This window comes from Blastococcus saxobsidens, from assembly GCF_002938435.1.
Lineage (GTDB): Bacteria > Actinomycetota > Actinomycetes > Mycobacteriales > Geodermatophilaceae > Blastococcus > Blastococcus saxobsidens.
Genome location: NZ_POQT01000030.1, coordinates 1 through 14,150 on the forward strand (window position 1 = coordinate 1; position 14,150 = coordinate 14,150).

Below are 14,150 nucleotides of genomic sequence, written 5' to 3' on the forward strand. Positions count from 1 at the left end.
CGGAGCCGCCCGGCAGCGCCTCGGCCGGGACGTCGCCGGCGACCCCGGCGCGCGGCAGCGGGGCGCCGGCCGCCGGGGCCGCGGATGCCTCGGGAGCGGCGGAGCGAGTGGTGCCCGGCCGTGCCAGCGGGCCGGTCTCCGCCTCCCCGTGTTCCTCCAGCTCCAGGGCCGGAACCGCCCGGATGACGGCAGCGCCGACAGGCTCTGCGGCGTCCTCGCCCTCCTGAGGAAGGGTCGACGCGGTCGTCTGGGCACCCGCCACTCCAGTCACGCGGGCAACGTTAGTCACGACTCGGTAACGGTGGCGCTGGACCGGTCGCGCGTACGACGCGGGCGTGTCGGCGACACAGTGGTGTCGGACACGGTGCGTGACCGGAAGGTCGCGGAGGCGCGTCGGAGGATCGACCGGAGGGCCATGCGTGGCAGCATGCAGTCCCATGCGCATCGGCACCGTTCGCCGCGGCCGGGCACAGGATGCGGGGTCCGGTGTCTCGGGCACCGCCCGGCTCGACCGCCGTACCAAGAACCTGACGAAGCGGCTGCGCCCCGGCGACATCGCCGTCATCGACCACGTCGACATCGACCGGGTCAGCGCCGACGCCCTCGTGGGCTGCCGGATCGCCGCGGTCGTCAACGCCGCGCCCAGCATCTCCGGCCGCTATCCCAACCTCGGTCCCGAGATCCTCATCAACGCCGGCATCCCGCTGCTCGACGACGTGGGCAAGGACGTCTTCGCCAAGCTCAAGGAGGGCGCGCACGTCCGCCTCGACGGCGCCCAGCTGATCACCGAGGACGGCACCGTCGTCGCCGAGGGCACGGTCCACGACGCGGACACGGTCGCCGCGGCCATGACCGAGGCCAAGGCGGGGCTCTCGGTGCAGCTCGAGGCGTTCGCCGCCAACACCATGGAGTACATGAAGCGGGAGCGCGCGCTCCTGCTCGACGGCGTCGGCGTCCCCGACGTCACGACCTCCATCGAGGGCCGGCATGCGCTCGTCGTCGTCCGCGGTTACGACTACAAGGAGGACCTGCACGCCCTCCGCCCCTACATCCGCGACTACCGGCCCGTCCTCATCGGGGTCGACGGGGGAGCGGACGCGCTGATCGAGGCCGGCTACCAGCCGGACATGATCGTCGGCGACATGGACTCCGTCAGCGACGACTCGCTGACCAGCGGCGCCGAGGTCGTCGTGCACGCCTACGCCGACGGACGCGCGCCGGGCCTCGCCCGCGTGCAGGACCTCGGCGTGGACGCGATCACCTTCCCCGCCTCGGCGACCAGCGAGGACATCGCGATGCTGCTGGCCGACGAGAAGGGCGCCAAGCTCATCGTCGCCGTGGGCACCCACGCCACCCTCGTGGAGTTCCTCGACAAGGGCCGGGGCGGCATGGCCTCCACCTTCCTCACCCGGCTGCGCCTGGGCGGCAAGCTCGTCGACGCCAAGGGCGTCAGCCGGCTGTACCGCAGCCGGATCTCGACCGCAGCCCTCGTGGTCCTCGTCCTCGCCGCCTTCCTCGCGATCGGATCGGCGCTGGCCGTGTCCGCCGCCGGGCGCGTCTACCTGGACCTGCTGCTCGACCAATGGAACAGCTTCATGTTCTGGCTGGAGAACCTCCTTTCGTGATCGACTTCCGCTACCACCTGGTCTCGCTGATCGCCGTCTTCCTGGCGGTGGCGCTGGGCATCGTCATCGGGACGACCCAGCTCAACCAGCCGATCCTCAACGACATCCGCAACCAGGTGACCGACCTGGAGCAGGACAAGCGCGCGCTGGAGGACCAGACCCAGGCACTGCAGACCCAGGTGGACACGGCCAACTCCTTCCAGGACGAGGTTGCCCCCGCGCTGGTCCGGAACAGCCTCGAGGGCCGCTCCGTGCTGCTCGTCGCCACCGGCGAGGAGGTCGGCCCGGAGACGATCGAGGAGGTCACCGCGCTGGTCGCCGAGGCCGGCGGGTCGGTCAGCGGCGTCGTCCGGCTCACGCCCGGGTACACCGACCCCTCGTCGGAGGCCGGCCTGCAGAGCTACGTGACCGGCTCCGGCCTGCCCGCCGGCATCCAGCTGCCCGAGGACGGCGACGCGGGTGCGCTCGTGGCCGCCCTGCTGGCCCAGGTGCTCATGGTCCCGGCCGGCGGTGCCGCGCCGGATACCGCCGCGGCGTCCTCGGTCCTCGCGGGCCTGGTGTCGCTGGACGTGCTGAGCCAGGAGACCGCCGCGGTCGCGCCCGCCGACTTCGCCGTCGTGCTCACCTCCGGGGAGATCGACGGCGAGGACCCCGAGCGGCGCAACGCGGCCCTCGTCCAGCTGGTGACGGCCCTGGACACGACCGGCTCGGGTGCCGTGGTGGCCGGGAACGCCGCCTCCGCCGGCGACGCCGGCCTGGTCGGCGCGATCCGGGCCGACCCCGCACTCGCCGCGACCGTCTCGACGGTCGACAACATCGGCACCGCCGTCGGCCGGATCAGCGCGGTGCTGGCGCTGCCCCGCGAGGCGGAGGGCACCTCGGGCAGCTACGGCACCGGGCAGGACACCCAGCCGGTGCCGCCGGTGCCCGCGGCGCCGTGAGCCCCTCGACGTCCGACGCCGGCCGGGCGCGTCTGCTGCTCGCCCTGACCGGTGCCGCCGCCGCGCGGGGCGCGCTGGCCGGCGTCACCGCGCTGGACCGCCGTCCGGCCGGTGCGCCGTGGCGGCGGACCAACTACGCCAACCGGCCCGTCACCCTGCTCGGGGGCCCCGCCCTGGCCCTGTCCGCCACCGCCACCGCGGTGCTGGGCGCCCCCGCGGGCACCCGGGCGGCCGCCGCGGTCGTCGGAACGGTGTCCGGACTGGTCGGCGGCTACGACGACCTGGCCGGGGCACGGCCCGAACAGGCCCGGGACAAGGGCCTCGCCGGGCACCTGCGCGCCCTGCGCGAGGGCCGGGTGTCGGCGGGTACGGTGAAGGTGGCCGGGATCGGGACGGCGGCCGCCGTCGCCGCGGTGCTCACCCGCGGCCGCAGCCGCGGGGCCGGTGCCCTCGTCGACGGGGTGCTCACCACCGGGCTGGTGGCCGGCACGGCGAACCTGCTCAACCTGCTCGACCTCCGGCCCGGCCGGGCCGCGAAGGCCGGCGCCCTGGCCGCCGCGGCCGCCCTCGGCGGTCCTGCCGGGGCTCTCGTCGCCGGGCCGCTCGGTGCCACCGCCGCCGTGCTGCCCGCCGACCTCGGCGAGCGGATCATGCTCGGCGACTGCGGGGCCAACGGCCTGGGTGCGCTGCTGGGACTCCGGCTGGCGGCGATGCCGGGGCGGGGTGCCCGGATCGGCGCGCTGGCCACGATCACCGGTCTGACGCTGGCCAGCGAGAAGGTGAGCTTCACGCGGGTCATCGAGGCCACGCCGGGTCTCCGGGAACTGGACCGGCTCGGCCGCCTGCCCACGTGAGCGAGCTCGCGAGCTCACGAGGGGGCGCAGCGGCGCCGCCGACGCGGTCGACGGGCCGGTGGCACCTCCCGCTCGCGGGGGACAGGGAGGCGGGCCGGTGAGCGCGGGGCAGGTGGCTCGCGGGGTGGCCGGGGCCGCGGCGCTGATCGCCGTGCTCACGGTCGTGGCCCGCCTCGCCGGGTTCGGCCGGACCCTGGTCTTCACCAACACCGTCGGCGCCGACAGCACCGGCGACACCTACCTGGCCGCGAACAACGTCCCGAACATCGTGTTCGAGGTGGTCGCCGGCGGGGCGCTGGCCAGCCTCGTGGTGCCCATGCTGGCGGGCGGGATCGCCGCCGGTGACCGCGAGCAGGTGCGCCGGACCGCGTCGGCACTGCTGGGCTGGACCCTCCTGCTGCTCGTCCCGCTCGCGGTGCTCGTCGCGTTCTTCGCCGAGCCGATCGCCCGCCTCCTCCTCGGCGGTGGGAGCTCCTCGGCCGAGGTGCAGCTGGCCAGCCGCTTCCTGCTGGTGTTCGCCCCGCAGGTGGTGCTCTACGGCATCGGCATCGTGCTCACCGGTGTCCTGCAGGCGCACCGGCGCTTCGCCGGACCGGCCCTGGCGCCCCTGCTGTCCAGCCTCGTCGTCGCCGGGGCCTACCTGGTCTTCGCCGGGATGGGCGGCGCCCGCAGCGCGGCGGACCTCTCCACGCCCGCCGAGCTGGTGCTCGGGGTCGGGACGACGCTCGGCGTGGCGGGGCTCAGCCTGAGCCTGCTCGTGCCGATGCGGGGCCTGCGGCTCGGCCTGCGGCCCGCGCTGCGCTTCCCGGTCGGTGCCGCGCCCCGCGTCCGCCGGCTGGCCGTGGCCGGGGTGCTCACCCTCGCCGGCCAGCAGCTCGTCGCGGCCGTCGCCATCCGGCTGGCCAACGACGGTGCCCCGGACGGCACGCAGGTCGTCTACGCGGCCGGCCTCACCGTCTTCCTGCTGCCCTGGGCGGCCCTGGCCGTGCCGCTGGCCACCTCGGCGTACCCGGGGCTCGCCGAGCGCGCCGACAGCGGCGACGAGATCGGCTTCCGCCGCGCGCTCGCCCCGGTCGCCGTCCTGACCGTGGTCGCCTCGGCCGTCGCCGCCGCGGCCGTCGCGGCCGCGGCCGGACCACTGGCCCGGGTGTTCCTCGGCGGCGAGGCGGCGGCCCAGGTCTCCGCCCTGCGCGACACGATCGTCGCCTTCGCCCCGGGGCTGGTCGGCTACGGGCTGGTGGCCCTGCTGACCCGCGCGCTGTACGCCCGGGGCCTGTGGCGGTCGCCGACCGCGTGCGTGCTGGGCGGCTGGCTGCTCGCCGTCGCCGCGGACGTCGTGCTGGCCCGTGCGCTCCCCGTCGAGGACCGTGCGCTCGCGCTGGCCCTCGGGCACACCCTCGGCGTCACCGTGGCGGGTCTGGGCCTGCTGGTCGTGGTCGCGCGCGTGGCCGGTGGGGCGGCGCTGCGCGGCCTGGCGTGGACCGGCCCCGCGGCGCTCCTGGCGGCCGGCCTCGGCGCGGCCACCGGGCTCTGGGTGGCCCGGGCCCTGGACGCCGATCCGGTGCCGGACGGCCCGCTGATCGGCACGCTGGCCGCCGGGGTCGCCGCCGGAGGCACCGTGCTCGTCGTCGCCGCGGCGGTCATGATGGGCACGGCGCGCGTCCCGCTGACGCAGGCGCTGCGGGAACTGCGATCGCCGGAGGAGCGGGAGGTGCGCGGTGGCTGAGCGTCCGCTGCTCGACCGCCGGATCACCGAGGTGCTCGCCACCAGCACCGGTGGCGTGGGCACCCACGTGCGTTCGGTCCTGCCCTCGCTGGTGGCCGCCGGCGCGGAGGTGACCGTCGCCGGTCCACGGGCCACGGACGAGCTGTTCGCCTTCTCCGCGAGCGGAGCGCGGTTCACCCCGGTGGAGATCTCCACCGGACTCTCTCCCGCCGCCGACGCCCGGGCCGCCGGTGCCCTCCGCCGCGTCCTCGCCGGCACCGAGCTGGTGCACGCCCACGGGCTGCGGGCCGGCCTGGTGACCGCCGCCGCCCGGCGCCTGGCCGGCGTCGACGTCCGGTCGGTCCTCACCCTGCACAACGCCCTCCAGGACGGCGGAGGGCTGCGCCGCCGGGTGCTGGAGCAGCTCGAGCGCGTCACCGTACGGGCGGCCGACGTCGTCCTCGCGGCGTCGTCCGACCTGGCCGAGAACGCCCGGCGCCTCGGTGCCCGGGACGTCCGGCTCGCACCGGTCTCCGCGCCGCCGCTGCCGCCCGCGACCCGCACCCGCACGGAGGTGCGCGAGGAGCTCGGCATCGTCGACGACCGCGCGCTGGTCGTGGCCGTGGGCCGGCTGCACCCGCAGAAGGGCTACGACGTCCTGCTGGAGGCCGTCGCCCGGTGGTCGGTCGACCCCCGGGTGCGGCCCGCTCCACTGGTCGTCGTCGCGGGCGACGGGCCGTCGCACGACGAGCTGGCCACCCGGGTCCAGCGCGAGCTGCTGCCCGTGACCCTGCTCGGCCGCCGTGACGACGTCGCCGACCTGCTGGGCGCCGCTGACCTGTGCGTGCTGCCCTCGCGCTGGGAGGCGCGCTCGCTCACCGCCCAGGAGGCTCTGCGTGCGGGCACCCCCCTGGTGGCCACCCGCGTCGGCGGGCTGCCCGAACTGCTCGGCGACGCCGCCGAGCTCGTCCCGGCCGGGGACGCCGTGGCGCTCGCCGAGGCGGTCGTCCGCGTGCTCTGCGACAGCGCCCACGCCGCCGAGCTCGCCGAGGCGGGGCTGCGGCAGGCCGCGACCTGGCCCGACGAGGAGGCCACGGCCGCCCAGCTGGCCGAGCTCTACCGCGAGCTGCTCGAGGCGCCCGCCCGGCCGCGCCGATGAGCGCGCCGGGGCCCCGTGCCGCCGCGCTCCTGCTGCTGGTGCTCGGCCTGCTCCTCGGGGTGGCGGCCCCGGCCGGCGCGGTCGGGGACGGCGGCGTGGACCACGCGGCCGACCGGGTCGTCGTCGTCGGCATCCCCGGCCTCACCTGGGCCGACGTCGACCAGGGGCGCACACCGCGGCTGTGGGCGATGGCGGGGGAGTCCAGCATCGGCTCGGTGTCGGTGCGTGCCGCCCGGTCCACCAGCTGCCTGCTCGACGGCTGGGCCACCCTGGGCGCCGGCAACCGGGCGCGGTTCCCCGGCACGGACCAGGGCCTGCCGCCGGTGCCGGTGCCGACCCCGCCGACGGAGCCGGGGGAGGTCCCACCGGCCGAGCAGCCCGGACCGGACGAACCGGTGCTGGACACCTCGCTGACCCACTGCGGCCTGCAGGAGCGCGTGGCGGCGGTGGCCCTCGGGGACCCGCGGGCCACCGTCGCCCGCATCGCCGAGGACCCGGGCACGGTCCGGTTCGGGGCCCAGCCGGGCGCGCTGGGTGCCGAGGTGGGGTGCGCCTCCGTCATCGGGCGCGCCGCCGCGCTGGCGGCGGCGGCCCCCGGTGTCGAGCTCGCCTCGGAGCGGGTGCTCCCGTCGGACCCGGCGGAGATCGCGGCCGTCCTGAGCGCCTGCCCGCTCTCGCTGGTCTCCCTCGACCAGCTCACCGACGCCGGCCGCCCGGGAGCCGAGCAGACCGACGACGGCACCGAGCCCCTGCCGCGGGCGACGGCGCTGGGCCGGATCGACGAGGCCGTGGGCCGCCTGCAGGACGCCGTCGACGCGCTGCCGGGGGAGACGCTCGTGCTGCTCGCCGGCATCTCCGAGGTCAACGACGGTCGTGCGCAGCTGCACGTCGGGATGGCGCAGGGGCCGGGCTTCGGCACCGGCTGGCTGGTGTCGGCGAGCACGGGCCGGGTGCCGTTCGTGCAGCTGATCGACCTGGCCCCCACCGCGCTGCGGGCGCTCGGCCTCGAGCGGCCGGCCGCGATGAACGGCCAGCCCCTGCGCGCCACGGGCGAGCGGCCCGACCTCGCGGCGAGCGTGGCCGGGCTGGAGGAGGTGAACACCGCGGCCCTCACCCACCACCGCAACACCGGGGGCTTCTTCTGGACGCTCGTCGGCGCCGGCGCCCTCGTCGTCGCCGCGGGGGTGCTGGTCGTGGGCAGGGGCCTGGCGGGGCGGTACCGGTGGGCACGGCCGGCCCTGCGGCTGGCCTGCCTCGCCGTCGCCGCGCTGCCGGTGGCGACCTACCTCGCCGGGATCTGGCCCTGGGAGCGGACCGCCGCGCCGCTGCAGGCCCTCGTCGCGGCGGTCGTCGTCGCCGACCTGGCCGTCGTCGCCGTCGCCCTGCTGGGGCCCTGGCGCCGACGGCGCCTCGGACCCCCGCTGGCGGTGCTGGCGGTCACGCTCGGGACGCTGGTCGGCGACGTGCTGACCGGCTCCTCCCTGGAGCTCAACGGCCCGCTGGGCTACGACGCGATCGTCGCGGGCCGGTTCACCGGCTACGGCAACCTCTCCTTCGGCCTGCTGGCGGTCGCCGCGCTGGCGGTCACCGCCGCCCTGGCCACCGTGCTCGGCCGGCGCGCGCCCGCCGCGCGACGGCGGCTCGTGACCGGCACGGTGGTCGTCCTCGCCGGCGTGCTGGCCGTGGCGGTCATCGGCACGCCGTCCCTCGGCCGGGACTTCGGCGGTGTCCTGGCGGCGCTGCCCGGCTTCCTGCTGCTCGCCATGCTGCTCACCGGGGTCCGGGTGACGGTGCTGCGGCTGGCCGCCACCCTGGGCGCCGCCGTGGTGGCCGTCGGCGGCGTGGCCGTCCTGGACTGGCTGCGACCACCGGAGGAGCGGACCCACCTGGGCCGCTTCGTCGAGCAGGTGCTCACCGGTGAGGCGTGGACGGTGATCAGCCGCAAGGCGGAGGCCAACGTCGGCATCCTGCTCAACAGCCCCCTGGCCTTCCTGCTGCCGGTCGCATTGGTGGCCGCCTTCTGGCTGCTGCGGGCGGGAGGGCGGCTGCGCAGCGCGCCCGCATCCGGCGGGCGGCCGGCCCGGACCCCGGCGGGGCTGCCGGCCGCAGACGCCGCCGTGCTGCGTGCGACCCTGCTGGCCACGCTGCTCAGCCTGACCATCGGAGCGGCGGTCAACGACTCCGGCGTCGCGCTGCCGGCCACCGCGGCGGCCGTGCTCGTGCCGCTGCTGGTGTGGCTGGTGGCCGCTCCCGAGGCGGACCCGACCGGTCGGGGGGAGACCCGGGGTGGTGCTGCCCACTCCGGCCTGGCGGACGCCCCCGGCCGTGTTACGGTCGTCTCCCGTGGGTCGACCGTCTGGAACACGTGAGCACGCCGGGAACTACAGCCTCCTGCACAACAGCCAACCGACGAAGTTCGTCTTCGTCACCGGCGGGGTTGTCTCCTCTCTCGGCAAGGGTTTGACCGCCAGTTCGCTGGGTGCGCTGCTCGCCAGCCGAGGGCTGCGGGTCACCATGCAGAAGCTGGACCCCTACCTGAACGTCGACCCGGGAACGATGAACCCGTTCCAGCACGGCGAGGTCTTCGTGACCGAGGACGGCGCGGAGACCGACCTCGACGTCGGGCACTACGAGCGCTTCCTCGACATCGACCTCTCGGGCCGGGCCAACGTCACCACCGGCCAGGTGTACTCCGACGTGATCGCCAAGGAGCGGCGCGGCGAGTACCTCGGCGACACGGTGCAGGTCATCCCGCACATCACCAACGAGATCAAGTGCCGCATCATGGCCGGCGCCGACAGCGCGGAGCGGGTCGACGTCGTGATCACCGAGATCGGCGGCACCGTCGGCGACATCGAGTCGCTGCCCTTCCTGGAGGCCGCCCGGCAGGTGCGGCACGAGATCGGCCGGGACAACTGCTTCTTCCTGCACATCTCGCTGGTGCCCTACATCGCGCCCTCCGGTGAGCTGAAGACCAAGCCGACCCAGCACTCGGTGGCTGCGCTGCGCAACATCGGCATCCAGCCCGACGCCCTGGTGTGCCGGTCGGACCGGGAGATCCCGGAAGCCCTGAAGCGCAAGATCAGCCTGATGTGCGACGTGGACGAGGAAGGCGTCATCTCCTGCGCCGACGCCCCCTCGATCTACGACATCCCCAAGGTGCTGCACCGGGAGGGCCTGGACGCCTACGTCGTCCGCCGCCTCGGCCTGCCCTTCCGCGACGTCGACTGGACCGTCTGGGGTGACCTGCTCGACCGGGTGCACTCCCCGAAGCAGACGGTCACGATCGCCCTGGTCGGCAAGTACATCGACCTACCCGACGCCTACCTGTCGGTCACCGAGGCCCTGCGCGCCGGCGGCTTCGCCCACCGCAGCCGCGTGCAGATCCGCTGGGTCCCCTCCGACGACTGCGAGACCCCCGAGGGCGCCGAGAAGGCGCTGGCCGGGGTCGACGGCGTGTGCATCCCCGGCGGCTTCGGCGTCCGCGGCATCGAGGGGAAGCTCGGCGCGATCCGGTACACCCGCACCAACGGCATCCCCACCCTGGGCCTGTGCCTCGGCCTGCAGTGCATGGTCATCGAGACAGCCCGCAACCTGGCCGGCATCGCGGGCGCCAACTCCACGGAGTTCGACCCCGACACCGCCGACCCGGTCATCTCCACCATGGCCACGCAGCTCGACGTCGTGGCCGGCCGTGGCGACATGGGCGGCACGATGCGCCTGGGCAGCTACCCGGCGCACCTGCAGAAGGGCTCCGTCGTCGCCGGCGTCTACGGCGCAACCGAGATCACCGAGCGGCACCGGCACCGCTACGAGGTGGCCAATGCCTACCGGGACCGGCTCGGCGAGGCAGGGCTGGTGTTCTCGGGCACCTCGCCGGACGGCACGCTGGTCGAGTTCGCCGAGCTGTCGAAGGACGTGCACCCCTTCTTCGTCGGCACCCAGGCGCACCCGGAGCTGAAGAGCCGGCCGACCCGGCCGCACCCGCTGTTCGCCGGGTTCGTGCAGGCGGCGGTGGACTACCAGGAGGCGGCGCGGCTGCCCGTGCCGATCGACGAGCCGGAGAAGGTCGGCATCTGATGCCGCAGCAGGCACCCGCGCACGAGTACCGCGTGCTGGCCAGCGAGACGGTCTTCGAGGGGCCGATCATCTCGCTGCAGCGGGACACCGTGGCGATGCCCGGGGGAGGGGACAGCGTCCGTGACCTCGTCCGCCACCCCGGCGCGGTCGCGGTCGTGGCCGTCGACGACGAGGACCGCGTGGTCCTCCTGCGCCAGTACCGGCACCCGCTGGGCGCCTACCTGTGGGAGTTGCCGGCCGGCCTGCGCGACTCCGACGGCGAGCCCCCGCTGGAGACGGCGAAGCGCGAGCTGGCCGAGGAGGTCGAGCTCGCCGCCGGCCGCTGGTCGCTGCTGACCACGCACTACAGCAGCCCGGGCTTCTGCGACGAGATGGTGCTGGTCTACCTCGCCGAGGACCTGTCCCCGGTGGCCCGGCCCCACGGCTTCACCGTGCAGCACGAGGAGCTCGACCTCACCGTCGAGCGGGTTCCGCTGGCCGACGCCGTCCAGCGGGTCTTCGACGGCGACATCCGCAACGCCGCCGCCGTCGTCGGTCTGCTGGCCGCCGCGCAGGCCCGGGCCACCCGGCCGCGGCTGCGCCCGGTCGACGCCTCCTGATCGCCCTCCCTGCCCCGTGCGGGCGAGCGCCCGGGCAGGTTCGGCCGCACGGGCTGACGTGCAGCCGTGCCCTGGCGCGGCTGCACGTCCGGTGACGCGGGTGGACCCGCCTCAGCGCGGGCCCTCCGGGTCCTGGGGCGGCAGCCGCAGCCCCAGGCGGGCGAGCTCGAGCGCGGCCAGGGCGCGCACCGCGGACGGGTCGCCGCGCCGCCAGGCTGCGCCGGTGCCGTCCGGGAGGGTGGCCAGCCGCGGCAGCGGAGCGGTGGCCAGCGCGCGCGCCGCGAGGACGTCGAGGTCGGCGCGGGCGGCCAGCAGCTGCCGCACCGCCCCGGCCTCCAGCGCGTAGCGCAGCCGCCAGGGCAGCCAGCGGGAGAGCAGCCAGCCCACGGGCAGCAGCACCAGGACGACCGCCAGCACGAGGGCCAGGGTGTCCACCGCCTCCTGCGCCGACCGCCCGGCGCCGGTGACCGAGCCGCCGGCGCCGGCCAGCGCCTCGAACGGGGCGGCGAGGTCGTCGCCCACGACCGGTACGTCCTCGGCCGCCGACGCGGCGGACCCCATCGAGCCCTGCACCGACCGCCCCAGGTCCTCCACCGCCCGCCCCGGCTCGGCGAGGACGAGCACGGCACCGTGCACGATGCGGGCGACCAGGACCCACAGCACGGTCCAGAGCAGCACGCCGGCATCGGCCGCCACCTGGCGGCCGCGCAGCGCGGGGTGCTCGGCGTAGAAGCGCATCCAGGGGTCCTCCGGGGAACGGGACGGGGCGGGCCCCCGTCATCGTCGGCCAGCGCGACCGGTCCGGCAGTCCGGGCACCCGCCGGGGGCCGTCGACCCGCACGTGCGCGGGCCTCAGCGTGTCGCATGCCACACTCCGGCCGAGGCGTGCCCGGACCGGGTGCGTCCACGATGCGGTGGGAAGGCCGTCGTCACCCTCGACGCGCCGGATGCCGGACCAGGAGGCAGTCGATGCGGGTCGGGGTTCCCCGAGAGGTCAAGAACCGGGAGTACCGGGTGGCGCTCACGCCGGCCGGGGTGACCGAGCTGACGAGGGCCGGGCACCAGGTGCTCGTCGAGCAGGGGGCGGGGGAGGGGTCCTCGATCCCCGACGAGGACTTCGTGGCCGCCGGCGCGCGCATCCTCGCCTCCGCCGACGACGTCTGGGCCGACGCCGACCTGCTGCTCAAGGTCAAGGAGCCCGTCGCCGAGGAGTACGGCCGGCTGCGTGCCGGCCAGACCCTCTTCACCTATCTCCACCTCGCCGCGTCCCGGGAGTGCACCGACGCCCTGGTCGCCTCCGGGACGACCGCCATCGCCTACGAGACGGTCCAGACCGCCGACGGCGCCCTGCCGCTGCTCGCCCCGATGTCGGAGGTCGCCGGTCGCATGGCACCGCAGGTCGGGGCGCACTGCCTCGAGCGCGCGCACGGCGGCCGAGGGGTCCTGCTCGGCGGGGTCTCCGGGGTCTACGCGGCCAAGGTGGTGGTCATCGGCGCCGGTGTGTCCGGCATGAACGCCGCGGCCATCGCGCTGGGCATGCAGGCCGAGGTCGTCGTCCTCGACCGGGACATCGACAAGCTGCGGTCCGCCGACCGGATCTACCAGGGCCACCTGCAGACCGTGGCCTCCAACGCCTACGAGGTCGAGCGCGCGGTCCTGGACGCAGACCTGGTCATCGGCGCGGTCCTGGTTCCCGGCGCCAAGGCGCCCACGCTGGTCAGCAACGAGCTGGTCGCCCGTATGAAGCCGGGCTCGGTGCTGGTCGACATCGCCGTGGACCAGGGCGGTTGCTTCGAGGACACCCGGCCGACCACGCACGACGAGCCCACCTTCCGCGTGCACGAGTCGGTGTTCTACTGCGTGGCCAACATGCCCGGCGCCGTCCCGAACACCTCCACCCATGCGCTCACCAACGTGACGCTCCCGTACGTGATGGCCCTGGCCGGGCACGGCACCGTGGCGGCCGTCGGCCACAATCGGGCCCTGGCCCACGGCGTCAACGTCGTCGACGGGCACGTCGTCCTCCCGGAGGTCGCCGAGGCCCACGGCATGGAGGCCGTTCCGCTGGAGGAGGTGCTGACCTGACGATCGCGACGTCCGCGGGTCCCGACGTCGAGCGGGTCGTGACCGGCTACCTGGACCACCTCACCGTCGAGCGGGGGCTGGCGCAGAACACCATCGCCTCCTACCGGCGGGACCTGCGGCGTTACACCGAGTACCTGGTCACCGCCGGGGTGCGGGGGCTGGGGGAGGTCGCCGAGTCCGACGTGGCGGGGTTCCTGACCGCGCTGCGCCAGGGCGACGACGACCACCCGCCGCTGTCGGCCACGTCGGCGGCGCGGGCGGTGGTCGCCGTCCGCGGGTTGCACAGGTTCGCCCTGCTCGACGGGCTGGTGCCCGACGACGTCGCGCACGAGGTCCGGCCGCCCACGCCGGCCCGCCGGCTGCCCAAGGCGGTGCCGGTGGAGTCGGTGATCGCGCTGATCGAGGCGGCCGGCTCGCTGGAGGGGCCGCGCGGGCTGCGCGACCGCGCGCTGCTCGAGGTGCTCTACGGGACCGGGGCGCGCATCTCCGAAGCGGTCGGGCTCGCCGTCGACGACCTGGACCGCGGGCAGGCGACGGTGCGGTTGAAGGGCAAGGGGGGCAAGGAACGCGTGGTCCCCGTGGGCAGCTACGCGCTGCGGGCGGTGGAGGACTACCTGGTGCGGGCCCGCCCGGCGCTCGCAGCGAACTCCTCGGGTGGCGTCCGCGGGGGTGCGCTCTTCCTCAACGTCCGCGGCGGGCCGCTGTCCCGGCAGAGCGCGTGGTCGATCCTGCGGACGGCGGCCGAGCGCGCCGGTCTCACCGCGGAGCTGAGCCCGCACACGCTGCGGCACTGCTTCGCCACCCACCTGCTCGACGGCGGCGCGGACGTCCGGGTGGTCCAGGAACTCCTCGGGCACGCGTCGGTGACGACCACGCAGGTGTACACGCTGGTGACCGTCGACCGGCTGCGCGAGGTCTACGCGACGAGCCATCCACGTGCTCTGACCTGACAGGTGTGCAGGCTCGGGTTGGCAGACCTTGTCGCCCGTTCGGCTTGAGCAGTCACAGTGGTTGGCATTCGTCGCCATGTCGACACGTCGACGGCGTGCCGCCTTGGGTGGATCTCTCCTTCTCCCTAACGTCTGTGTCACCCGAGCGGACA

At 75.4% G+C, this 14,150-nt stretch carries 11 protein-coding genes and 1 pseudogene; 10 read left to right on the forward strand and 2 right to left on the reverse strand.

The window, feature by feature from the left end; all coding sequences use genetic code 11:
• Positions 1–271 (reverse strand): annotated as a pseudogene (locus tag C5507_RS16385) (hypothetical protein); the annotation flags it as partial.
• A gap of 166 nt (positions 272–437) precedes the next feature.
• On the opposite strand from C5507_RS16385, the gene steA reads away from it, so the two are divergent.
• The 8 genes from steA (at position 438) to C5507_RS16425 (ending at position 10,963) form a co-directional block, all read left to right on the forward strand.
• Entirely contained in the window at positions 438–1,625 is a 1,188-nt protein-coding gene (gene steA, locus C5507_RS16390) for a putative cytokinetic ring protein SteA (RefSeq protein WP_104529588.1), read from the forward strand.
• Positions 1,622–2,566, forward strand: a complete 945-nt coding sequence (locus tag C5507_RS16395; RefSeq protein WP_104529589.1) for a copper transporter — start codon at positions 1,622–1,624, stop codon at positions 2,564–2,566. The genes steA and C5507_RS16395 overlap by 4 nt, the downstream gene beginning before the upstream one ends.
• Entirely contained in the window at positions 2,563–3,420 is an 858-nt protein-coding gene (locus C5507_RS16400; RefSeq protein WP_104529590.1) for a hypothetical protein, read from the forward strand. The genes C5507_RS16395 and C5507_RS16400 overlap by 4 nt, the downstream gene beginning before the upstream one ends.
• A gap of 97 nt (positions 3,421–3,517) precedes the next feature.
• Positions 3,518–5,146: a murein biosynthesis integral membrane protein MurJ gene (murJ, locus tag C5507_RS16405; RefSeq protein ID WP_104529591.1), complete on the forward strand. Its 1,629-nt coding sequence runs from the start codon at positions 3,518–3,520 to the stop codon at positions 5,144–5,146.
• Positions 5,139–6,284, forward strand: a complete 1,146-nt coding sequence (locus tag C5507_RS16410) for a glycosyltransferase family 4 protein (protein WP_104529592.1) — start codon at positions 5,139–5,141, stop codon at positions 6,282–6,284. Before murJ ends, C5507_RS16410 begins: the two co-directional genes overlap by 8 nt.
• Complete coding sequence (locus tag C5507_RS16415; protein ID WP_104529593.1) at positions 6,281–8,653, forward strand: alkaline phosphatase family protein; 2,373 nt, start codon at positions 6,281–6,283, stop codon at positions 8,651–8,653. The genes C5507_RS16410 and C5507_RS16415 overlap by 4 nt, the downstream gene beginning before the upstream one ends.
• Entirely contained in the window at positions 8,628–10,364 is a 1,737-nt protein-coding gene (gene pyrG / locus C5507_RS16420; RefSeq protein WP_242611015.1) for a CTP synthase, read from the forward strand. Before C5507_RS16415 ends, pyrG begins: the two co-directional genes overlap by 26 nt.
• Positions 10,364–10,963 carry an NUDIX domain-containing protein gene (locus tag C5507_RS16425; protein WP_104529594.1) on the forward strand — a complete coding sequence of 200 codons (600 nt, stop codon included), beginning with the start codon at positions 10,364–10,366 and terminating at the stop codon, positions 10,961–10,963. The genes pyrG and C5507_RS16425 overlap by 1 nt, the downstream gene beginning before the upstream one ends.
• Positions 10,964–11,074: 111 nt before the next feature.
• On the opposite strand, the gene C5507_RS16430 is transcribed toward C5507_RS16425, so the two are convergent.
• Positions 11,075–11,701 carry a hypothetical protein gene (locus C5507_RS16430; RefSeq protein WP_104529595.1) on the reverse strand — a complete coding sequence of 209 codons (627 nt, stop codon included), beginning with the start codon at positions 11,699–11,701 and terminating at the stop codon, positions 11,075–11,077.
• Positions 11,702–11,932: 231 nt separating this feature from the next.
• Here C5507_RS16430 and ald point away from each other — a divergent pair, with 231 nt between their 5' ends.
• The gene (ald, locus tag C5507_RS16435) at positions 11,933–13,048 is read left to right on the forward strand and encodes an alanine dehydrogenase (RefSeq protein ID WP_104529596.1); all 1,116 of its coding nucleotides are present in this window, start codon (positions 11,933–11,935) and stop codon (positions 13,046–13,048) included.
• A gap of 38 nt (positions 13,049–13,086) precedes the next feature.
• Complete coding sequence (locus C5507_RS16440) at positions 13,087–13,998, forward strand: site-specific tyrosine recombinase XerD (RefSeq protein ID WP_242611016.1); 912 nt, start codon at positions 13,087–13,089, stop codon at positions 13,996–13,998.
• Positions 13,999–14,150: the final 152 nt, after the last annotated feature.

Coding starts and splice junctions, on each gene's coding strand:
- steA (WP_104529588.1), top strand. CDS start 438: ATGCGCATCGGCACCGTTCGCCGCGGCCGGGCACAGGATGCGGGGTCC.
- C5507_RS16415 (WP_104529593.1), top strand. CDS start 6,281: ATGAGCGCGCCGGGGCCCCGTGCCGCCGCGCTCCTGCTGCTGGTGCTC.
- C5507_RS16425 (WP_104529594.1), top strand. CDS start 10,364: ATGCCGCAGCAGGCACCCGCGCACGAGTACCGCGTGCTGGCCAGCGAG.
- C5507_RS16430 (WP_104529595.1), bottom strand. CDS start 11,701: ATGCGCTTCTACGCCGAGCACCCCGCGCTGCGCGGCCGCCAGGTGGCG.
- ald (WP_104529596.1), top strand. CDS start 11,933: ATGCGGGTCGGGGTTCCCCGAGAGGTCAAGAACCGGGAGTACCGGGTG.